Origin of the sequence: Mycobacterium sp. 852002-51613_SCH5001154, assembly GCF_001667425.1 — a bacterium.
Taxonomy (GTDB): Bacteria; Actinomycetota; Actinomycetes; order Mycobacteriales; family Mycobacteriaceae; genus Mycobacterium.
Map to the genome: position 1 here is coordinate 66,554 of NZ_LZII01000016.1, position 19,396 is coordinate 85,949.

Genomic DNA, 19,396 nt, shown 5'->3' on the forward strand with positions numbered 1-19,396 from the left:
GGGTAGCGTGCCCCCGGAGATGGCCACCTCTCTGGCGGCCGTCCTCTCGGGAGGACATATGTCTGACAACCCGGCCGGCGCTGTTCGTACGCGCTCCAATTTCGACGACGTACGGGCGCACTACGACCTGTCGAACGAATTCTTCGCGCTCTTCCAGGACCCGACCCGCACCTACAGCTGCGCGTATTTCCCCCGCCAGGACATGACGCTGCAGGAGGCGCAGCTCGCCAAGCTCGACCTGACCCTGGACAAGCTCCGGCTCGAGCCGGGGATGACCCTGCTCGACGTGGGCTGCGGTTGGGGTTCGATGTTGAAACGCGCCGTCGAGCGCTACGACGTCAACGTCGTCGGGCTGACCCTGTCCAAAAACCAGCACTCCTATTGCCAACAGGTGCTCGACGGGATCGACACCGGCCGGTCACGGCGGGCGCTGCTGTGCGACTGGGCCGAGTTCAGCGAACCGGTGGACCGCATCGTCACCATCGAGGCGTTGGAGCACTTCGGCTTTCACCGCTACGACGACTTCTTCAAATTCGCCTATACCGCCCTGCCCCGCAACGGTGTGATGCTGCTGCACTCGATCTCGGCATTGCACGGAAGGCAGGCCATCGAGCGCGGCCTGCCCCTGACGATGGGGGTGGCAAGGTTCATCAAGTTCATCTTGACCGAAATATTTCCGGGCGGCCGGCTGCCGATGATCGAGACCATCGAGGAGCACTCGACGAAGATCGGCTTCCGGGTGACCAACGTCCAGTCGCTGCGGACCGACTTCGCCAGGACCCTCGACCTGTGGGCCGGCGCCCTGCAGGCGCGCCGAGCCGAGGCCATCGACATCCAGTCCGAGGAGGTCTACGAGCGCTACATGAAGTACCTGACCGGCTGCGCCGGGGCCTTCCGCACGGGATACATCGACTGCAACCAATTCACGCTGGAAAAGTAGAGTTGGGTATCGTTGCACGTCACACCCCGAGGCAAAGCCGTGGGAAATACGCAGTGAACTTCATCCAGGAGAACCAGACGAAAATGGCTGATCAACCGGCTAGCCCCACGAAGATACGGACGGCTCCCGAAGACATTCAGGCGCACTACGACGTCTCCGACGACTTCTTCGCCCTGTTCCAGGACCCCACCCGGACCTACAGCTGCGCCTACTTCGAGCGTGACGACATGACGCTGGAAGAGGCCCAGTACGCCAAGATCGACCTGAACCTGGACCAGCTGGACCTCAAGCCGGGGATGACCCTGCTGGACATCGGCTGCGGCTGGGGCACCACCATGAAGCGCGCGGTCGAGCGGTTCGACGTCAACGTCATCGGCCTGACCCTGTCCAAGAACCAGCATGCCCGCTGTGAGCAGGTGTTGGCCTCCATCGACACCAACCGGTCGCGTGAGGTGCGGTTGCAGAACTGGGAGGACTTCAACGAGCCCGTCGACCGCATCGTGTCGATCGAGGCTTTCGAGCACTTCGGGCACGAGAACTACGACGACTTCTTCAAGCGGACCTTCGACATCATGCCCGACGACGGCCGGATGACCGTGCAGAGCAGCGTCAGCTATCACCCGTACGACCTGGCCGCCCGCGGCAAGAAGCTGACATTCGAGACGGCCCGGTTCATCAAGTTCATCCTCACCGAGATCTTCCCGGGTGGCCGGCTGCCCTCCACCCAGATGATGGTCGACCATGGCGAGAAGGCGGGATTCGTTGTACCCGAGCCGCTTTCACTGCGACCGCACTACGTCAAGACGCTGCACATCTGGGGCGACACACTGGAGTCCAACAAGCAGAAGGCCATCGAGGTCACGTCCGAAGAGGTCTACAACCGCTACATCAAGTACCTGCGCGGCTGCGAGCACTACTTCACCGACGAGGCGCTCGACGTCAGCCTGGTGACGTACCTGAAGCCCGGAGCCGTCAGCTGATTTCTCCGCCGCTGTCGGATTAGGGCTGCGTCGTTCGTCGGATAGGTAGAGAGTGGAGCACGGGGCTTCGCTCGCTATCTGGAGGTGACGAGACATGCAGTACTTCGCCTTATTGATCAGCAGGGAACAGGACCGCGCGCCCGAAGGCCCGGACGCGATGGCCGCCTGGGGAGAATTTCACGCCAAGGCCGGCGCGGCGATCAAATCCGGGGATGCCCTGGCGCCCGCCGCCGCCGCGGCGGTCATCACCGGCGGCCCGGATGCGCCGGTGGTCACCGACGGCCCCTTCGCCGAATCCGCCGAAGTGGCCTGCGGCTTCTACCTGTTCGAAGCCGAAAACCTCGACGAGGCACTGGCGTTGGCGCGTGACGTCCCGCTCGCCACGTTCGGCGCGGTGGAGGTCTGGCCCACGGTGCACTCGGTCGAGCTGTCCCGCGAGCTCAGCGGCAACGACTGGCTCGCGCTGCTGCTGGAGCCGGCCGAATCCGCGCACACGCCGGGCACACCGGAGTGGGAAGCGGTGGCGGCAAAGCACGCCGATCTCCACGCGGCCGCAGGCGATCACATCATCGGCGGCGCCGCGCTGCACGATCGCTCCACGGCAACGACCGTGCGGGTGCGCGACGGAGAGGTCCTGATCACCGACGGGCCCTACGTGGAAGGCGCCGAAATCGCCACCGGGATCTATTTGTTGAATGCCGCGGACCGCGAAGAGGCCGTCAAGCTGGCCTCGATGATCCCCGCCTCGACGGTGCAGGTGCGGCAGCTGGCCGGGCTCTCGGGGCTCTGAGCGTCGCCGGTGTCCGACCTGGACGGCGTCTTCCGGCGGGAATGGGGACCCGCGGTCGCCGCGCTCGCGCGGTGGTCCGGCGACCTCACCGTGGCGGAGGACGCCGTCCAGGAAGCCTGCGCCGAGGCGCTTCGCACCTGGGACCGCGATGACCTGCCGGACAATCCCGGCGGATGGCTGGTGACCGTCGCCCGCAACCGGGCGCGCGACCGCCTGCGCCGCGAATCCGTCCGTCCCGGAAAGGAATTGGCGGCCGTGATCGACGAAATACGGGCGCGCACCGATCACACCGACCCGTCTCCCGTTCGTGACGACGAGTTGCGGATGATGTTCACCTGTGCGCACCCCGCCCTGGACCGCCAATCCCAACTGGCGCTCACCCTGCGGATGGTATCCGGGCTGACCGTCCCCGAGATCGCCCGCGCGCTGCTGCAGACCGACGTGGCGATCGGGCAGCGAATCACGCGCGCCAAGAACAAGATTCGGCATGCCAACATCCCGTTGCGGGTGCCGCCCGCCGAGCTGCTGCCCGAACGCACCCCGCACGTGCTCGGCTGCGTCTACTCGGTGTTCACCGAGGGCTATTGGTCCACGGCGGGCCCGTCGGCGATCCGCGACGAGCTGTGCGACGAGGGGATCAGGCTGGCCGGCGAGCTGTGCGCGCTGATGCCGCAGGAGCCCGAGGCCCAGGCGCTGGCGGCCCTGATGCTGCTGCACGATTCGCGACGAGCCACCCGGGTCGACGACGCCGGGATGCTGGTGCCGCTCGAGGAGCAGGACCGTCGCCGGTGGGACCGCGGCCGAATCGCCCGGGGGCTGGACCGGTTACGCCGGGCCGAGGGTTCGACGGGCCCCTATCTGCCACAGGCGGTGATCGCCGCGCTGCACGCGACGGCGCCGTCCTGGGACCGGACCGACTGGGCCACCATCTGCGCGGCCTACGACCGGCTGCTGACGCTGACCGACTCACCGGTCGTGCGCGCCAACCGCGCCCTGGCGGTCGGCTTCCGCGACGGACCCGACGCCGGCCTCGCGGCCCTGGACGAGGTGGCCCACGACCCCCGGCTCGGCCGCTCCAATCTGGTCGCGACGGTGCGCGCCGACCTGCTCAGGCGTGCGGGCAGACCGGGCGATGCCGTCACCTGGTACCGAGAAGCGTTGCGAGTCAACGGTTCCGAGCCGGGCCGCGAGTTCCTGCGCCGCCGCATCGCGGAGTGCGGCGGGTAGTAGGGCTCAGGCCTCCGCGAAGTTGCGGGTGACGGCCGGGTCCACCGGGATGCCCGGGCCCGTGGTCGTCGACACGGTGATCTTCTTCAGGTAACGGCCCTTCGAGGCGGACGGCTTGAGCCGCAACACCTCGTCGAGCGCGGCGCCGTAGTTCTCGGCGAGGGCCTTCTCGTCGAAGGACGCCTTGCCGATGACGAAGTGCAGGTTGGCCTGCTTGTCGATGCGGAAGTTAATCTTGCCGCCCTTGATGTCGGCGACGGCCTTGGCGACATCGGGGGTCACGGTGCCCGTCTTGGGGTTCGGCATCAGGCCGCGCGGGCCAAGCACGCGAGCGATGCGACCGACCTTGGCCATCTGGTCCGGGGTCGCGATCGCGGCGTCGAAGTCCAGGAAGCCGCCCTGGATCTTCTCGATCAGGTCGTCACTGCCGACGATGTCGGCGCCGGCGGCCTGCGCCTGTTCGGCTTTGTCGCCGACCGCGAACACCGCGACGCGGGCGGTCTTACCGGTGCCGTGCGGCAGGTTGACCGTGCCGCGGACCATCTGGTCCGCCTTGCGGGGGTCGACGCCGAGCCGGATCGCCACCTCGACCGTCGCGTCCTGCTTGGCCGACGCGGTCTCCTTGGCGAGCTTGGCCGCCTCGAGCGGGCTGTACAGGCTGTTGCGGTCCACCTTCTCGGCGGCGGCGCGGTATGCCTTGCTGTTCTTGCTCATTGATTCATCCAATCGGGTGTTGGGTCGTGGTTAGCGGGCCGAAGCTGGCCCTCCCACGGTGTCGGTGTTGAAAACTATTCGACGGTGATCCCCATCGACCGGGCGGTGCCGGCGATGATCTTGGCGGCGGCGTCGATGTCGTTGGCGTTGAGATCGGTCTTCTTGGTCTCGGCGATCTCACGAACCTGGTCCCAGGTGACCTTGGCGACCTTGGTCTTGTGCGGCTCGGCCGAGCCCTTGCCCACGCCGGCGGCCTTGAGCAGCAGCTTGGCGGCGGGCGGCGTCTTGAGGGCGAAGGTGAAGCTGCGGTCCTCGTAGACCGTGATCTCCACCGGGATGACCTGGCCGCGCTGGTTCTCCGTGGCCGCGTTGTAGGCCTTGCAGAACTCCATGATGTTGACGCCATGCTGGCCGAGCGCGGGTCCGACCGGCGGCGCAGGGTTGGCCTGCCCCGCCACGATCTGCAGCTTGATCAGCCCAACGACTTTCTTCTTCGGGGCCATGAGATGTTGGTGTTCCTTCCTGGGGGTGGGCGCAACGGCCCGAGCTAAATCTTGGAGACCTGGCTGAACGTCAATTCGACCGGCGTTTCGCGGCCGAAGATCGACACCAGCACCTTGAGCTTCTGCTGTTCGCCGTTGACCTCGCTGATGGTCGCCGGCAGCGTGGCGAACGGCCCGTCCATGACCGTCACCGATTCGCCGACCTCGTAGTCGACCTCGATGGCCGGACGCTCCAGCCCGCCCGCCTCGGCGGCCGCGGCGGTGGTGGCCGCGCCCTTGGCGGCCTTCTTGGTCGCGCCCCGCGGCAGCAGGAACTTGACCACGTCGTCGAGCGTCAGGGCCGACGGGCGCGACGTCGCCCCGACGAACCCGGTGACGCCCGGCGTGTTGCGCACCGCGGCCCACGAGTCGTCGGTCAGATCCATGCGCACCAGGATGTAGCCGGGCAGCACCTTGCGGTTGACCTGCTTGCGCTGACCGTTCTTGATCTCGGTGACCTCTTCGGTGGGCACCTCGACCTGGAAGATGTAGTCGCCGACGTCCAGGTTCTGCACACGGGTCTCGAGATTGGCTTTGACCTTGTTCTCGTATCCCGCGTAGGAGTGGATGACGTACCAGTCGCCGGGCTTGCGGCGCAGTTCCGCCTTGAGCGCGGCCGCCGGGTCGACCTCTTCGGCCGACTCCTCGGGAGCCTCGGCCGCCGAGGTTTCAGCGTCCGTTTCCGGGGCCGCTTCAGCCTCCGTTTCCGGGGCCTCCGCAGCGCCCTCGGCGCGCTCTTCTACGTCGACCGCTTCACCCGCGGACGTGTCACCGTCGAAGGTAGTCACGGTTTTCAGTCCTCTCTATCTTCTCGCTCAGCCGAACACCAGCAGCACAAGCTTGGTGAGGCCGAAGTCCGCGAGGCCGACCAGCGCCACCATGAAAGCCAGGAACGCCAGCACCACCGATGTGTAGGTGAGCATCTGCTTGCGGTTGGGCCAGATAACCTTCCGCATCTCTGCAACCACCTGCTTGAGGTAGTTGAAGACGAACACGAACGGGTTGGCCGAACGGTCCCCTGGCTTCTTCGGCTTCTTGGCCTTCTTGGCTTTGGCGCCCTTGGTGGCCTTGTCCTCTTTGGCAACCTCGGCCTCGTCCGCCGACTCTACGTCGACGTCCTCGCCGGCGTCGGCCGCCCGCTGCCGAGATCGTTTGCCGGTGGGGCGCTGCGGCCGCGTCACCACAGCGGTCCGACCGCCGTTTGCGCGGTCGTCCTCCCTGTCAGCGCCGTCGCTTGTGGCGTCGTTGGCAGCGTCGCCTTCGTCGCTCACCGCATGCTCCTTAAGTTTGCTAGTATCCCGCGGGCCGTCCCGTGGTGGACGGCCACTATTCCAGTGTCCACCATGGCACGCCTTTTCTATTGTCCGGCTCCTCCTCGGGCCGTTCCGGCCCGCATCGTCCCCGGACGTCGCGTTCAGCAGGGGCGACAGGACTTGAACCTGCAACCTGCGGTTTTGGAGACCGCTGCTCTGCCAGTTGAGCTACGCCCCTTCGCGGTTGGCAGGCCAACCTGCGCTTACCTACCGGGGCTTACATGACACGCGCGCCTTCCGATTGCTCGACTTCACGGAAAGCGCGCTGATGCTGGGAAAACCCCGAGGTCCGAGTGTACATCGACGCGCGAGTCAGATACTAATTACGCCGTTCTGACGACCTGCCCGGACTCCGGGTCCCAGCGCAGGTTGTCCGACTGGTCGGCGTGCTGGCTCATCAGCGTGGTGTAGGCCTCCAAGACCAACTCACCATCCTCATTGATGCAGATGTTCTTGGTGACCACGATGTCGGCGCCGAACCGCTCGACCACCGACATGACGTCCATCCGGGCCCACAGCTTGTCGCCGGCCTTGATCGGCTTGGCAAACACGAACCGCTGATCGACCTGCACGATCACCAGAGTTTCCATGCCGATGTCGACGTGCCGGAAGAAATCCAGCTGGACCAGCTTGGCGAAGATGGTCGCGAAGGTCAGCGGCGCGAGGATCGCGTCGTGGCCGAGTGCGGCGGCCGCGTCCTCCCGGTAGTGGGCGGGGTGGCGGTCCTTGACGGCCAAGGCGAACTGGCGGAGCTGTTCACGGCCCACGACGAAGTAGTCCGGATACCGCCAGATCATTCCGCGGATATCGGTTTTTAAAGCCATTAACAGGCCCGGCCTACGCGAGGGTCGCGGACGCGATGGCCCTACCGAAGATCTTCTTGCCGCCGGTGGTGGCCGTCAGCGCGATGGTCACGGACTTGGTCTCCGGGTCGACCGACTTCACCCGGCCGCTGAAGACCAGCTCGGCGCCCTTGCCGTCGTTGGGCACCGGCACCACCGCGGTGAACCGCACGTTGTACTCGGTGACCGCACCGGGGTCACCGATCCACGCGGTGACGTAGCCGCCACCGATGCCCATGGTGAGCATGCCGTGCGCGATCGCGGTGTCCAGCCCCACGACCTTGGCCATCTCGTCGTCCCAGTGGATCGGGTTCAGGTCGCCCGAGACGCCCGCGTAGTTCACCAGATCCTGACGGGTCAGCGGGTAGGTCCGCTCGGGGAGCTGGTCACCCACCTTCACCGAGCTGAACTCACGCAGTGGCATCAGAAAATCCCTCTTCTCCATCCTCACCCGCACGACCCGCCAGGGTCGTGTAGGTCTCCTGCACGACATCACCGGCGTCATTGGTGATGATGTTCTTGGTCACGATGATCTGGGTGCCGTGCGACACCCGCATCGAATCCACGTAGACGTCGCAGTACAGCTTGTCACCCGCCACGATCGGCGCGTTGAACTTCAGCACCTGGTCGACCTGAACGATCTGCGCGTCCTGCACGGCGATGTTCGCATACTTGAAGAACGCCGTCTGCGCCTTGTAGCCGAACACGCAGATGAACGTCAGCGGGGCCAGCAGCCCGTCGTACCCGAGTTCTGCCGCCGCCTTCTCCTCGAGGAATGCGGCATCGTCGTTCTGCACGGCGACCGCGTGCTCGCGGATCTTCTCCCGCTCCACGACATAATGGTCGGGATAGCGGAAGTGCATACCGACGATGTCTTCGGTTAACGGCACGGCTCTAAAATCTACCTAGTCGGTCTCAATAATCACTCGCGGGTCACCGCTAGCGCGTCTCTCGATGCGCCTGGTGCTTGCCGCAGTTCGGGCAGAACTTCTTCAGCTCCATCCGGTCCGGGTCGTTCCGGCGGTTCTTCTTGGTGATGTAGTTGCGGTGCTTGCACACCTCGCATGCCAAGGTGATCTTCGGCCGCACGTCGGTACTGGAAGCCATGACGGTTCTCTCTCGAATCTCTCAAAAATGCATTGTTGTGTTGTAGCGATGGCCGGACTCGAACCGGCGACCTAACGATTATGAGTCGTTCGCTCTAACCGACTGAGCTACATCGCCTCTGGCCACCCCATTCGGGGTTGAAGCCGCCACGCCTGCTCGGCGTCCGCCGAGCCCCCTAACGGAATCGAACCGTTGACCTTTTCCTTACCATGGAAACGCTCTACCGACTGAGCTAAGGGGGCCGTTCACCCGAATCGGCAGTGCCGTGGGCCTAAAAGAGGGTACAACCTGGCGCGCAACCGGACCAAACCACGGGCTTTGGGCCCGGCGGTCGCCTGCGCTGCGGACCCTCCGCGGGCACGCCCTAGTCTGGTCACGTGTCAACGGACCGGCTGTACTTTCGTCAACTGCTCTCGGGGCGCGATTTCGCCGCCGGCGACATGTTCGCGACCCAGATGCGCAACTTCGCCTACCTGATCGGCGACCGTGAAACGGGCGATTGCGTGGTGGTCGACCCCGCCTACGCGGCCGGCGAACTGCTCGACACGCTCGAGGCCGACGGCATGCACCTGTCGGGGGTCCTGGTGACCCATCATCATCCCGACCACGTGGGCGGATCGATGATGGGCTTCACCCTGCAGGGCCTGGCCGAGCTGCTGGAACGCAAAGCCGTGCCGGTGCATGTCAATACCCATGAAGCACAATGGATTTCGCGAGTTACCGGGATCGGCGTGGGTGATCTCACCGCCCACGAGAATCACGACAAGGTCAGCATCGGCGACATCGAGATCGAGTTGCTGCACACGCCCGGCCACACCCCCGGCAGCCAGTGCTTCCTGCTCGATGGTCGCCTCGTGGCCGGTGACACGTTGTTCCTGGAGGGCTGCGGCCGGACCGATTTTCCCGGCGGCGACTCCGACGAGATGTACCGCAGCCTGCAGCAACTCGCGACCCTGCCCGGCGACCCGACGGTTTTTCCCGGGCATTGGTATTCGGCGGAACCGAGCGCATCGTTGTCGGAAGTCAAACGGTCCAATTACGTGTATCGCGCCGCGGACCTGGCGCAGTGGCGAATGCTGATGGGCGGCTGAGGCGGGCGGCGATCGCTCGATCGGGACGGGCCGGCAACCGGCCTGTGATATAAGCGGAGGGTGGCTTCCATGGGGTGGATCCAGGACGGCTGGCACGGAATCACGCACGTTGGGTCCAGCACCTGGATCGCGTGGGCGGCATGGGCGGCGATCGCGCTCGCGGTCGTCACCCTGATCTTCACCAACCGGCAGATCACCCGTAACCGCCGGCTGGTCGCCGAGCAGACCCGGCCGCAAGTCGCGATGTTCATGGAACCGCATCCCGCCGACTGGCACGTCATCGAACTGGTGGTTCGGAACTTCGGTCAGACGGCGGCGTACGACATCACGTTCTCGTTCATGAATCCGCCGACGGTGGCCGAATACGAGAACGCCACCGACGGGTACGCCGACGTCGCCGAACTGCGACTCCCCCGCGAGGTGCCGGTGCTGGCCCCCGGCCAGGAATGGCGCATGGTGTGGGATTCGGCCCTCGACCGCGCCGAGATCGGCAGTGGCATCGAGTCTCGCTTCACCGGCACCATCAGCTACTTCGATCGCCCGGAGCGCCCGCACGGGCGACGGTTCTTCGAGCGCGAGCGCGTTCCGCTGGAGACCCAGGTGGTGCTGGACTGGGACTCCCTGCCGCCCGTCCAGCGCATCGAGCTGATGACGACCCACGACCTGGCGAAGCGCGAGAAGCAGAAGCTGGAGCTGCTGCGCGGGCTGCTGACGTACTTCCACTACGCGAGCAAGGAAACCCGTCCCGAGGTGTTCCGCAGCGAGATCGAACGGATCAACGGGGCGGTGCGGGAAACGCAGGACAGATGGCGCACCCGCCAGCTCGACGAGCCCACCGATGTCAGCCTGCGCTGGGGCGAGGCCGAGGACGACCTGGGCAAACACCACAGTCAGCCCGCGTGACGGCAAGGAGCCAGCAACCGATGAGCGGCCCGGTCCACTACAGCCTCAAGGATTCCATCGCGGTCATCAAGATGGACGACGGCAAGGTCAACGCCTTGGGTCCGACCATGCAGCAGGCGTTGGGAGAGGCGATCGACCGGGCCGAGGCGGACAACGCCGGGGCGCTGGTGATCACCGGCAACGACCGGGTGTTCAGCGGCGGCTTCGACCTGAAGATCCTCACCTCCGGCGAGGCGCAGCCGGCGATCGACATGCTGCGCGGGGGCTTCGAGCTGTCCTATCGGCTGCTGTCGCATCCCAAGCCGGTCGTGATGGCCTGCACCGGCCACGCCATCGCGATGGGGGCGTTCCTGCTGTCGTCCGGCGATCACCGGGTGGCCGCGCACGCCTACAACATTCAGGCCAACGAGGTGGCGATCGGCATGGTCATCCCGTACGCGGCGCTGGAGATCATGAAGCTGCGGCTGACGCACTCGGCGTACCAGCAAGCCGCCGGGCTCGCCAGGACGTTCTTCGGTGAGACGGCGCTGGCCGCCGGCTTCGTCGACGAGATCGTGCTGCCGGAGATGGTGGCGAGCCGGGCCGAGGAGGCCGCGCGTGAGTTCGCCGGTCTGCACCAACGCGCCCACGCCGCAACGAAATTGCGTGCCCGGGCCGACGCGCTAAAGGCCATTCGGGCCGGGATCGACGGCATCGAGGCCGAGTTCGGCCTGTAGGCGGCCTGGCCAGCACGTTTTGGACCCCGGCGGCCGGGTACGCCCCCGGCGTGACAGTAGACCGGATCGCGGAGCCCTGGGGAACGCGGACACCGTACGGACCGGGTACGCGGTGGCCCGAGCGCGTCGACACCTACCTGGCCGACGGCGTCACACCCGAGTCGGTGGACCGCTGGGTGCAGTCGGCGGCCGTGTTGCATTCCAACGGAGACGGCCTGGACATCGCCGTCAAGGACGGACGGATCGTGGGGGTACGCGGCCGCGCCGTCGACCGGGTCAACCACGGCCGGCTCGACCCCAAAGACCTGTTCGGCTGGCAGGCCAATAACTCGCGAGACCGGTTGACCAGTCCGATGATTCGAGTCGGCGGCGAACTGAGGCCGTGCGATTGGGACACCGCGATGGACCACATCGTGGCTCGCAGTAGGCGACTGCTGGACAACTACGGCCCCAGTTCCATCGGCTTCTACACCTCCGGGCAGTTGTTCCTAGAGGCGTACTACACCCAGGGGGCCATCGCGCACGGGGCGATCGGCACCAACCACGTCGACGGCAACACCCGCCTGTGCACCGCGACGGCGGCCGAGGCCCTCAAGGAATCGTTCGGCTGCGACGGGCAACCGGGTTCCTACACCGACGTCGACCATGCCGACGTCATCGCGCTGTTCGGCCACAACGTCGCCGAGACGCAAACGGTGCTGTGGGCCAGGATGCTGGACCGGCTGGCCGGCGACTCACCGCCGGCCATCGTGTGCGTCGACCCCCGGCTCACGCCGGTTGCCCGGCACGCCACCGTTCACCTCGCGCCGCTGCCCGGCACCAACGTGGCACTGATGAACGGCCTGCTACACGAGATCATCGGCCACGGCTGGATCGACCGGGACTACATCGACACGCACACAGTCGGTTTCGGCGAGCTGCGCAGCCGGGCCGAGGAGTTCCCGCCGGAACGGGTCGCCGAGATTTGCGGGGTGGCGGCCGAGGACATCCGGCGCGCGGCGCGGCTACTCGGCACCGCCGAGCGGTTGCTGTCCACCGTGTTGCAGGGTTTCTATCAATCACACCAGGCGACCGCGGCGGCCGTGCAGGTCAACAACATTCATTTGGTGCGCGGCATGCTGGGCAAGCCCGGCTGCGGAGTGCTGCAGATGAACGGGCAGCCGACCGCCGAGAACACCCGCGAGTGCGGCGCGGACGGGGACCTGGCCGGCTTCCGCAACTGGTCGAACGACTCCCACATCAAGCAGCTGGCGAAGTTGTGGAACCTGGAGCCCCTCCAGATTCCGCACTACGGCCCGCCGACCCATGCCATGCAGATGTTCCGCTTCGCCGAGGAGGGGACCCTGCGGATGTTGTGGGTCACCGCCACCAATCCCGCGGTGTCCCTGCCGGAGTTGCCGCGGATCCGTGACATCTTCTCCCAAGAGCGGTTGTTTCTCATCGTCCAGGACATCTTCATGACCGAGACCGCCGCGCTGGCCGACGTGGTGTTGCCGGCCGCGGCATGGGGGGAGAAGACCGGTGCCTTCACCAACGCGGACCGCACCGTGCACCTGTCCGAAAAGGCCGTGGAGCCACCGGGTTCCGCGCGTTCGGACCTCGACATCTTCCTGGACTATGCGCGGCGGATGGACTTCCGCGACAAGGACGGCCAACCGTTCCCGCCGTGGACCGATCCCGAGTCGGCGTTCGAGGCGTGGAAGGAATGCACCGCGGGCCGGCCGTGCGACTACACCGGCCTGAGTTATGAGAAGCTGCGCGGCGGCAGCGGCATCCAATGGCCTTGCAACGCAGAGCATCCCGACGGCACCGAACGGCTCTACGCCGACGCCGGGTTCTGGTCGGCACCGGACTACTGCGAGGCGTACGGCAAAGACCTGATCACGGGCGCCCCGTTGCAGCCGGATGAATACCGCTCCATGAATCCCTTCGGCAAGGCCATCATCAAGGCGGCCGAATACCTTCCCCCGCACGAGCGGCCCAGCTCCGAGTATCCGTTCGCGTTGATCACCGGCCGCACCGTCTACCACTTCCACACCCGCACGAAAACGGCTCGCGCACAGCAGCTTCAGGATGCGGCACCCGAGGTGTGGGTCGAGGTCTCGGAACCCGACGCCCGGCGTCTGGGCATCGGTGAGGGCGACCTTGTGGACGTGAGCACGCCGCGCGGCCGCGTCACCTGCGCCGCCCGCATCTGCGGCATCCGCGCCGGCGTTCTGTTCGTGCCCTTCCATTACGGCTATTGGGACACCGGCAGCAAGGCCCACCAGCGGGCCGGCAACGAACTCACCCTCACCGATTGGGATCCTGTTTCCAAGCAGCCGATCTACAAGACCGCGGCAGCTCGAATCCAGAAGCGTCGAGCGGGCCAGGCCGAAAGAAACGGCGCCGCGCACGCGCCCACCACAACGGCGTCCGCGCCGGTCAATGGGGCGGTGCCCGCCACGGCGGGCGGGGCGGCCGCCGCCGTGACCGAAGTCCTGGCGACCGGGGGGCGGCGATGAAGCTCAAAATGGCGATCCGCGAGCTGCACCGCTCCGAACGCAAACTGGCCCACAAACTCAACCTGGTGGCCGCCCGGCACCACAGCGACCCGGACATCGATCACCTGGCGCAAGACCTGGCCGGCTGGTCGCGACAGCACCTGAACGAACTGGCCGAGCACGGCCGCCACTACGGTCTGCACCTGTCCGCCGAGCCCCGCACCCGCGCGATCACCCGCGCCGTGCAGTCCCGGATGAGCGGCATCCTGCGGCATCGGCCGGAGCCGGGCCTGGTGCTGCTCGCCGACTTGCGGCGGATTCACCGCCTGGCGGCGGGGGTGTCACTGGATTGGGAGTTGCTGGCCCAGGGCGCGCAGGCCGCCAAGGATTCCGAACTGCTGAGCTTGGCGTCGCGCTGCCACCCCGAGACGCTGCGCCAGATGCGCTGGGCCAACGCGATGCTGAAGGAACTTTCGCCACAGGTATTGATGAACTGAATGGCGAACGCGGTGGCCGCTGCTAGCCGCCACCGCGTTCCCTTCGCCTCCTCGCCGCCAGTCTGACATGTGCGCGACGTGCCGTCACTTCACTTCCGCGACGATTCATCGGAACCGGTCCAGATACGCCGGCCAGTCCCAGGTCGACAAAAAATCCTGCGCGGCCGCGTAGCCCCTGTCGCAGAGCTCTTCCAGGCGAGCCCTGGAAATACCGAAGTCGAGAACGCTCACGTCGGTGGACGCGACTCCGATGGTGCGACATTTGACCCACGGCAGGCTCAGCTGTGCCTGGTCATGGCCGACCAGCATGGTGGTGAAGAGGCTTTGCAGCAGCGCGGACTGCTTGAGGAAACGCAGCGGGCGCAACGCGGGGAACACCTGTTCCACGCCCTCGGCGAGCTTGGGCATCACCGTGATCCCGAATGTCGGCCAGCGCGGCGGTTTGCCGTCGGTGCGGTCCAGCGAGTCGACCGGGAAGTTCGACAGCACCCCGCCGTCGACCAGGTTGGAGGTGAGCCCCATGGTGTCGGTCAGCCTGACCGGGGGGTAGAAGAACGGGATCGCCATCGAGGCGCGGACGGCGTCGGCGACGGGCTGCTCGTCGGGATCGAGCCCGTAAAGCCGCTGATAGTCCCAGGGCAGTCGCACCAGCTGCGCCGCGGTGACATCGGCGACCGTGACCGCCACCTTGTAGCGCCGTTCGGGAGGAAGGTCGGCGTCGTGGAGCGCGAGATCACCGAACGTGACAACCCCCAGGTTCTTCAGCTCGCTGCGGATCCACGCGTGGGCGAAATCGCCGCGGTACATGGCCGTGTCTCGCACCAGCCCCCACGCGGACCCGACGAAGGGCACCGGGCCCGCGTCCCGCCAACTCCGCAACGGCACCGACAGCGCGAGTTCCCTGACCTGACCACTGGTCAGTTGATCCCCGTTGGACGCGGCCGCCGAGATCACCGCGACCACCGATCCGGCCGAAACACCCGACACCCGATAGGCCGAGTACCCGGCATCCATGAGCGCGGCGACCGCACCGACCAGGCCGATGAACTTCACGCCCCCGCCGGAGAGAACGAGGTCTACCGGCTTCGCCTCGGCCGCCATTTCAGGTATCCGACGAAATCCACTGGTATGGAAGGAATTTGCCGTCCAGGGTCACCACCACGCGGTCGCCGGACGCGTGTGATTTCTTCTGCAGGTCGACGCTGAAGTTGATCGCGCTCATGATGCCGTCGCCGAACTGTTCGTGGATCAGCTCCTTGATGGCGCCGCCGTAAACCTGCAAAGCCTCGTAGAAGCGGTAGATCGTTGGGTCGGTCGGCACGGCGGTCGGCAGGCCGCCGCGCATGGGTGGTGCCGCCAGCACGGGCACCACCGATTCGTCCAAGTTCAGTTTCTCGGCGAGAATCCTTGCCAGTTCAGCGGGAATGGGGTGTTGGCCGAGCAGCGCCGCGGTGGTCCATACCGGCGGCCGGTCGATGGCATCGGCCAGCTGCTGCCACGTCAGGCCGAGCCTCAGGCGGGCCAGGACGATCTGCTCGGTGATCTCGTGTCTGTTCATGGCCCCAAGCATGCACGCCGGCGGCGACGGCCGCCGTGCGGATCCGGCGGTCCTCACCCCGGTTTCGTCGCGGTGACCAGGCGGGTGGAAAACCACGGGCCGCCGTAGTACATGCGCCATCCGAGGTTGCGGCGCCGCACGTTTCGCCAACCCAGTTCCCGTAGGTGCGCGGCATGCCGGCGCGTCTCCCACAGGTCCGCGATGGCCAGCCGCCCACCCGGGCGCAGCACCCGGACCGCTTCGTCGAGAGCCTTGCGCCGGCCGGCGTGTGTCGCGATGTTGTGGATGGCCAGGTTGCTGACGATTACGTCGACGCTGTCGTCGGCCAGGGGCAGGGCGGTCATGTCGGCGGTGTGCACCTCGACGCGATCGGCGACGTGCTCCAGCGCCGCGTTCGCCAAGGTGGCGTCCGGGGAGTTGTCAGTCTGGTCGGCGTGCCACAGATCGACCCCGATCGCCCGGCCCCCCGGCAACCGCTTGGCCGCGGCGAGCAGCACCGCGCCCCGCCCGCAGCCGAGGTCGAGCACCGTTTCGTCACCCCGCAGCCCGAGGTCGCCCAGCACCCGGTCCCACACGACGAACTTGCCCACCCGCGTCGCGTATGTGTAAAGCGCTGCGCCAGAAGCGATCCCGACGGCCGAGATCGCTGCCAGCGCCGCCCTCACCCGCTTGCCGCGCGCCCAGTTGATAGCGGCCCACCCGGCCAGGGCCGCGGTCTGCGCGGCGATGCCCATCGCCTGCCAGCGCGCCGAGACGGTGTGAAACGAGCCGTCGATTCCGTAGTCGCCCCGGTGGTCATCCACGATGAAGAGCTTAAGACCGCTTTCTCACCAACGACCGTGGTGGACGACCTCGTCGAACGGCCGCCGGTTCGGTGTGCGGATCGGGGTGAGCGGGCGGTCGGCGGGATAGCCGACGCCGAGCAGGAAGGCCACCAGCCGGTCCTCGGGGACACCCAGGATGGTTCGCGCCTTCTCCTGGTCCCCCACTGACGAATGCCCGGTCCCGATTCCCAGGTCCGTGGCCGCGATCATCATCGCCATCGTGGCCTGCCCGACGTCGTAATTGTCGGTCACCACCCGGCGCTCGTCGGGCGGCACGGGCACCACGATGGCAATCGCCGCCGCCGCGGCGGCGATGTGCCCCGCGCCCTGCCAGACGGTCGACAGTTCCTGCAGTTGCGCCCGGTCCGTGACGATCACGAAGTCCCACGGCTGGCGGTTCTTCGCCGACGGCGCGCGCCACCCGGCCTCGGCGATGCGGTTGAGGTCGTCTTCGGAAATCGCGTCCGGTTTGTACTGCCGGACGTTGCGCCGGGCGCGGATCGCGTCCCAAGCCTCCATTTGTTCCTCCTCGTTTTCCAGCCGACTCCCGGTAAACGGGGGTAGCCTCGTCGGAATTCCCCGCATACGCGCGCCGAAGTTTGATTCCGGCAATTGCGGGAAGCCAGGGGTGAACCAGCTGAGCAGCCCACTCGTGTACAGCTGAATGGCCCCGGATTCAGAAAGGCGCGTAGCTGGTATGACGGAAAACCTGACGCCGCACTTCGAGGACGTCCAGGCGCACTACGACCTGTCCGACGACTTCTTCCGGCTGTTCCTCGACCCCACCATGACCTACAGCTGCGCCTACTTCGATCGCATGCGAGATATCCCGCTCGAAGAGGCGCAGCTCCGCAAGATGGACCTGGCACTCGGCAAGCTCGGCCTGCGGCCCGGCATGACGCTGTTGGACGTGGGCTGCGGCTGGGGCGGCACCATGCGCCGCGCGATCGAGAAATACGACGTCGACGTCGTCGGCTTGACGCTGTCCGAGCACCAGGCCGCCCATGTGCAGAAGATGTTCGACGCCATGAACACCACCCACAGCAGGCGGGTGCTGCTGCAGGGCTGGGAACAGTTCGACGAGCCCGTCGACCGGATCGTCTCCATCGGCGCCTTCGAGCACTTCGGGTACGACCGGTACGACGATTTCTTCCAGACGGCCTTCCGGGTGCTGCCCGACGACGGGGTGATGCTGCTGCACACGATCACCATGTTCACCCCGGAGCAGATCCTCGAACGCGGCCTGCCGATGACCGAGGAGCAGACCAGCTTCAACAACTTCATCGCCACCGAGATCTTCCCGGGCGGCCAGTTGCCGCCGATCGAGATGGTGGAGTTCCACGCCTCGAAGATGGGCTTCAACCTGGTCCGCAGGCAGTCGCTGCAGCTGCACTACGCGCGGACGCTCGATCTGTGGGCCGCGGCGCTCGAGGCACACCACAGCGAGGCTGTCGCGATCCAGTCCGAAGAGGTGTATCAGCGATACATGAGGTATCTGACCGGTTGCGCCAAGGCTTTCCGGGACGGCTACATCGATATCAATCAGTTCACCCTGGCCAAGTAGGCGCGGGTCACGACTCGACAAGGCGCCGAAGGTTTTTCAGGCTCTCGTCCAGGGAACGACCGACCCAGAACGCCGCCACCCGATCGGCGATCAGGCCGAGCAACCCGCCCTCCGAGCTGTAGGCGAGCCGAAATGTCACCCGGGTTCGGTCCGGCCCGGCGTCGCGCAACCGGAACCGGCCCCGCTGTGTGACGCCGGTGATGTTGATCCAGGCCAGATCCCGCGCCGCATCGAACTCCACCACTTCGGCGATGCCGCCCACGGGGATCGAGCCGATCTTCCACAGCACGGTGTAGCGGGCGCCCACCCGCGCCGGGCCATCGGTCAGGGTCTCCCAGCGCTCCAGGTGCGGCAGGAACGACGGGTAGCGATCCGGGTCGCTGAGCACCTTCCACACGGTGTCGCGGTCCGCATTGACGACGATCCGCCGTTCGACGCGCATCAGCCGATCACCGGCAATCGGCGTTCGGCGGCGAGCCGGTCGACACCGGCCTGCAGGCTGGCGATCACCGCGTCGTACACCGCCTGGTCGTCGTCGTGCACCGTGATCGGCTCCTGGACCTCGATGACGATCTTGGCGGGCAACGGGATGTGCCCGAGCAGGTCGCTGACGTTGAGGCCCCACGGCAGCGCCAGCGAGATCGGCACACTCTTGAGCCGGACCACCTTGTCGAGCAGCAACAGTTTGGCCAGCCACTGCGCGCGGCCGAGGAAGAATGCCGTCTCCTGGCCGCCGACGCTGGCCACCGGAACGATCGGCACGCCGGTTTCCCGGGCGAGCCGCACGAAGCCTTTGCGGCCACCGAAGTCGACGACGTGTCGCTGCCAGGACGGGCGGAATACCTCGTAGTCGCCGCCCGGGTACACCAGCACGGCGGCGCCGGATTCCAAAGCGAGACGGGCGTTTTCGGGGCTGGCCGCCACGGTCCCGAATTTGCGCAACCAGCGCAGCGGGGGGTAGAGGGTGACCAGGTTGTGCGCGAGCTGATAGAACGGGCGCTCCACGCCGAAGTACGAGCAGAACGCCAGGGTGAAAACGAAGGTGTCGGGCGGGACGTTGCCGCCGCTGTGGTTGCCGACCAGCAGCACCGGGCCGTGCGCCGGGATGCGGTCGAGCCTGCGAACGTCGGCCCGGAAATACAGCGACGCCACCAGCCAGGTGCCGGGCAGCTGGTCTCGGATGAAGTCTGGGTCGCGCTGATCCAGGTCCGCCTTGGGAACGCGGTCCCCGATCTGCCTACCCACCCACCCGATGGCATCCGCGACGCCGGCCATGGTTTCAGCCTGGCACAGCGGAGCCGGCCG

General features: G+C 66.6%; 24 protein-coding genes and 3 tRNA genes. 10 read left to right on the top strand and 17 right to left on the bottom strand.

Annotated elements, in window-relative coordinates:
* The first annotated feature begins 58 nt into the window (after positions 1-58).
* The 4 genes from A5750_RS05440 to A5750_RS05455 all read left to right on the top strand — a co-directional run bounded on the left by A5750_RS05440 (position 59) and on the right by A5750_RS05455 (position 3,937).
* Complete coding sequence (locus A5750_RS05440; RefSeq protein WP_067261511.1) at positions 59-940, top strand: cyclopropane mycolic acid synthase family methyltransferase; 882 nt, start codon at positions 59-61, stop codon at positions 938-940.
* Positions 941-1,023: 83 nt separating this feature from the next.
* Complete coding sequence (gene mmaA4, locus A5750_RS05445) at positions 1,024-1,920, top strand: hydroxymycolate synthase MmaA4 (protein WP_067261533.1); 897 nt, start codon at positions 1,024-1,026, stop codon at positions 1,918-1,920.
* A gap of 94 nt (positions 1,921-2,014) precedes the next feature.
* Positions 2,015-2,710, top strand: coding sequence for a YciI family protein (locus tag A5750_RS05450; RefSeq protein WP_067261513.1), 696 nt, complete (start codon positions 2,015-2,017; stop codon positions 2,708-2,710).
* Between the two features lie 9 nt (positions 2,711-2,719).
* Positions 2,720-3,937, top strand: a complete 1,218-nt coding sequence (locus A5750_RS05455) for an RNA polymerase sigma factor (protein ID WP_067261516.1) — start codon at positions 2,720-2,722, stop codon at positions 3,935-3,937.
* Positions 3,938-3,943: 6 nt separating this feature from the next.
* Here A5750_RS05455 and rplA read toward each other — a convergent pair whose 3' ends face one another.
* From rplA to A5750_RS05510, 11 genes are all read right to left on the bottom strand, one after another.
* Positions 3,944-4,651 (bottom strand): 50S ribosomal protein L1, encoded by a 708-nt coding sequence (rplA, locus tag A5750_RS05460; RefSeq protein WP_066951999.1) that lies wholly within the window; start codon positions 4,649-4,651, stop codon positions 3,944-3,946.
* A 74-nt stretch (positions 4,652-4,725) separates the two neighbouring features.
* Positions 4,726-5,154 carry a 50S ribosomal protein L11 gene (gene rplK / locus A5750_RS05465; protein ID WP_066952006.1) on the bottom strand — a complete coding sequence of 143 codons (429 nt, stop codon included), beginning with the start codon at positions 5,152-5,154 and terminating at the stop codon, positions 4,726-4,728.
* 44 nt (positions 5,155-5,198) lie between these two features.
* On the bottom strand, positions 5,199-5,981 hold the full coding sequence (nusG, locus tag A5750_RS05470; RefSeq protein ID WP_066952007.1) for a transcription termination/antitermination protein NusG: 783 nt from the start codon (positions 5,979-5,981) through the stop codon (positions 5,199-5,201).
* A 27-nt stretch (positions 5,982-6,008) separates the two neighbouring features.
* Complete coding sequence (secE, locus tag A5750_RS05475; RefSeq protein WP_066952009.1) at positions 6,009-6,464, bottom strand: preprotein translocase subunit SecE; 456 nt, start codon at positions 6,462-6,464, stop codon at positions 6,009-6,011.
* 147 nt (positions 6,465-6,611) lie between these two features.
* Positions 6,612-6,684 (bottom strand) — tRNA-Trp (locus tag A5750_RS05480).
* Between the two features lie 145 nt (positions 6,685-6,829).
* Positions 6,830-7,330, bottom strand: coding sequence for a (3R)-hydroxyacyl-ACP dehydratase subunit HadC (hadC, locus tag A5750_RS05485; protein WP_066952012.1), 501 nt, complete (start codon positions 7,328-7,330; stop codon positions 6,830-6,832).
* 13 nt (positions 7,331-7,343) lie between these two features.
* The gene (gene hadB / locus A5750_RS05490) at positions 7,344-7,772 is read right to left on the bottom strand and encodes a (3R)-hydroxyacyl-ACP dehydratase subunit HadB (protein ID WP_066952014.1); all 429 of its coding nucleotides are present in this window, start codon (positions 7,770-7,772) and stop codon (positions 7,344-7,346) included.
* Positions 7,759-8,238, bottom strand: coding sequence for a (3R)-hydroxyacyl-ACP dehydratase subunit HadA (hadA, locus tag A5750_RS05495; RefSeq protein WP_066952016.1), 480 nt, complete (start codon positions 8,236-8,238; stop codon positions 7,759-7,761). Before hadA ends, hadB begins: the two co-directional genes overlap by 14 nt.
* 49 nt (positions 8,239-8,287) lie before the next feature.
* The gene (rpmG, locus tag A5750_RS05500; RefSeq protein ID WP_007167776.1) at positions 8,288-8,455 is read right to left on the bottom strand and encodes a 50S ribosomal protein L33; all 168 of its coding nucleotides are present in this window, start codon (positions 8,453-8,455) and stop codon (positions 8,288-8,290) included.
* A 43-nt stretch (positions 8,456-8,498) separates the two neighbouring features.
* A tRNA-Met gene (locus A5750_RS05505) sits at positions 8,499-8,572 on the bottom strand.
* 52 nt (positions 8,573-8,624) lie between these two features.
* Positions 8,625-8,697 (bottom strand) — tRNA-Thr (locus A5750_RS05510).
* Positions 8,698-8,832: 135 nt separating this feature from the next.
* Between A5750_RS05510 and A5750_RS05515 the strand changes: the two genes are divergently transcribed.
* From A5750_RS05515 to A5750_RS05535, 5 genes are all read left to right on the top strand, one after another.
* Entirely contained in the window at positions 8,833-9,546 is a 714-nt protein-coding gene (locus A5750_RS05515) for an MBL fold metallo-hydrolase (protein ID WP_066952018.1), read from the top strand.
* 69 nt (positions 9,547-9,615) lie between these two features.
* Complete coding sequence (locus A5750_RS05520; RefSeq protein WP_066952020.1) at positions 9,616-10,449, top strand: hypothetical protein; 834 nt, start codon at positions 9,616-9,618, stop codon at positions 10,447-10,449.
* A 20-nt stretch (positions 10,450-10,469) separates the two neighbouring features.
* Positions 10,470-11,165 carry a crotonase/enoyl-CoA hydratase family protein gene (locus A5750_RS05525; protein ID WP_066952022.1) on the top strand — a complete coding sequence of 232 codons (696 nt, stop codon included), beginning with the start codon at positions 10,470-10,472 and terminating at the stop codon, positions 11,163-11,165.
* 50 nt (positions 11,166-11,215) lie between these two features.
* Positions 11,216-13,669, top strand: coding sequence for a molybdopterin oxidoreductase family protein (locus A5750_RS05530; protein WP_067261518.1), 2,454 nt, complete (start codon positions 11,216-11,218; stop codon positions 13,667-13,669).
* Positions 13,666-14,145 (top strand): hypothetical protein, encoded by a 480-nt coding sequence (locus A5750_RS05535; RefSeq protein WP_066952026.1) that lies wholly within the window; start codon positions 13,666-13,668, stop codon positions 14,143-14,145. The genes A5750_RS05530 and A5750_RS05535 overlap by 4 nt, the downstream gene beginning before the upstream one ends.
* A gap of 105 nt (positions 14,146-14,250) precedes the next feature.
* Here the strand turns inward: A5750_RS05535 and A5750_RS05540 are convergent, their stop codons facing one another.
* Genes A5750_RS05540 through A5750_RS05555 form a run of 4 tightly spaced genes read right to left on the bottom strand, consistent with a single transcriptional unit; the run spans position 14,251 to position 17,046 of the window.
* Positions 14,251-15,246, bottom strand: coding sequence for a patatin-like phospholipase family protein (locus tag A5750_RS05540; RefSeq protein ID WP_066952028.1), 996 nt, complete (start codon positions 15,244-15,246; stop codon positions 14,251-14,253).
* A 1-nt stretch (position 15,247) separates the two neighbouring features.
* Positions 15,248-15,715, bottom strand: a complete 468-nt coding sequence (gene cynS / locus A5750_RS05545; RefSeq protein WP_067261521.1) for a cyanase — start codon at positions 15,713-15,715, stop codon at positions 15,248-15,250.
* Positions 15,716-15,756: 41 nt separating this feature from the next.
* A complete protein-coding gene (locus tag A5750_RS05550) occupies positions 15,757-16,506 on the bottom strand; it encodes a class I SAM-dependent methyltransferase (RefSeq protein ID WP_066952031.1) in 750 nt (249 codons plus the stop codon).
* Positions 16,507-16,530: 24 nt separating this feature from the next.
* On the bottom strand, positions 16,531-17,046 hold the full coding sequence (locus tag A5750_RS05555; RefSeq protein ID WP_066952032.1) for a nitroreductase family protein: 516 nt from the start codon (positions 17,044-17,046) through the stop codon (positions 16,531-16,533).
* Between the two features lie 178 nt (positions 17,047-17,224).
* Here A5750_RS05555 and A5750_RS05560 point away from each other — a divergent pair, with 178 nt between their 5' ends.
* Complete coding sequence (locus A5750_RS05560) at positions 17,225-18,091, top strand: cyclopropane mycolic acid synthase family methyltransferase (RefSeq protein WP_066952033.1); 867 nt, start codon at positions 17,225-17,227, stop codon at positions 18,089-18,091.
* 7 nt (positions 18,092-18,098) lie between these two features.
* Here A5750_RS05560 and A5750_RS05565 read toward each other — a convergent pair whose 3' ends face one another.
* Both A5750_RS05565 and A5750_RS05570 read right to left on the bottom strand, forming a co-directional pair.
* Complete coding sequence (locus A5750_RS05565) at positions 18,099-18,533, bottom strand: SRPBCC family protein (protein WP_066952035.1); 435 nt, start codon at positions 18,531-18,533, stop codon at positions 18,099-18,101.
* Entirely contained in the window at positions 18,533-19,366 is an 834-nt protein-coding gene (locus tag A5750_RS05570; RefSeq protein ID WP_066952036.1) for a lysophospholipid acyltransferase family protein, read from the bottom strand. The genes A5750_RS05565 and A5750_RS05570 overlap by 1 nt, the downstream gene beginning before the upstream one ends.
* Positions 19,367-19,396: the final 30 nt, after the last annotated feature.

Excerpts from the sequence above, each read along its gene's own strand:
- A5750_RS05535 (WP_066952026.1), top strand. The coding sequence starts at position 13,666 with ATGAAGCTCAAAATGGCGATCCGCGAGCTGCACCGCTCCGAACGCAAA.
- A5750_RS05560 (WP_066952033.1), top strand. The coding sequence starts at position 17,225 with ATGACGGAAAACCTGACGCCGCACTTCGAGGACGTCCAGGCGCACTAC.
- rplA (WP_066951999.1), bottom strand. The coding sequence starts at position 4,651 with ATGAGCAAGAACAGCAAGGCATACCGCGCCGCCGCCGAGAAGGTGGAC.
- mmaA4 (WP_067261533.1), top strand. The coding sequence starts at position 1,024 with ATGGCTGATCAACCGGCTAGCCCCACGAAGATACGGACGGCTCCCGAA.
- A5750_RS05450 (WP_067261513.1), top strand. The coding sequence starts at position 2,015 with ATGCAGTACTTCGCCTTATTGATCAGCAGGGAACAGGACCGCGCGCCC.
- A5750_RS05540 (WP_066952028.1), bottom strand. The coding sequence starts at position 15,246 with ATGGCGGCCGAGGCGAAGCCGGTAGACCTCGTTCTCTCCGGCGGGGGC.
- A5750_RS05565 (WP_066952035.1), bottom strand. The coding sequence starts at position 18,533 with ATGCGCGTCGAACGGCGGATCGTCGTCAATGCGGACCGCGACACCGTG.
- cynS (WP_067261521.1), bottom strand. The coding sequence starts at position 15,715 with ATGCTTGGGGCCATGAACAGACACGAGATCACCGAGCAGATCGTCCTG.
- A5750_RS05525 (WP_066952022.1), top strand. The coding sequence starts at position 10,470 with ATGAGCGGCCCGGTCCACTACAGCCTCAAGGATTCCATCGCGGTCATC.
- A5750_RS05520 (WP_066952020.1), top strand. The coding sequence starts at position 9,616 with ATGGGGTGGATCCAGGACGGCTGGCACGGAATCACGCACGTTGGGTCC.
- hadC (WP_066952012.1), bottom strand. The coding sequence starts at position 7,330 with ATGGCTTTAAAAACCGATATCCGCGGAATGATCTGGCGGTATCCGGAC.
- A5750_RS05440 (WP_067261511.1), top strand. The coding sequence starts at position 59 with ATGTCTGACAACCCGGCCGGCGCTGTTCGTACGCGCTCCAATTTCGAC.
- rplK (WP_066952006.1), bottom strand. The coding sequence starts at position 5,154 with ATGGCCCCGAAGAAGAAAGTCGTTGGGCTGATCAAGCTGCAGATCGTG.
- hadB (WP_066952014.1), bottom strand. The coding sequence starts at position 7,772 with ATGCCACTGCGTGAGTTCAGCTCGGTGAAGGTGGGTGACCAGCTCCCC.
- rpmG (WP_007167776.1), bottom strand. The coding sequence starts at position 8,455 with ATGGCTTCCAGTACCGACGTGCGGCCGAAGATCACCTTGGCATGCGAG.
- A5750_RS05555 (WP_066952032.1), bottom strand. The coding sequence starts at position 17,046 with ATGGAGGCTTGGGACGCGATCCGCGCCCGGCGCAACGTCCGGCAGTAC.
- A5750_RS05570 (WP_066952036.1), bottom strand. The coding sequence starts at position 19,366 with ATGGCCGGCGTCGCGGATGCCATCGGGTGGGTGGGTAGGCAGATCGGG.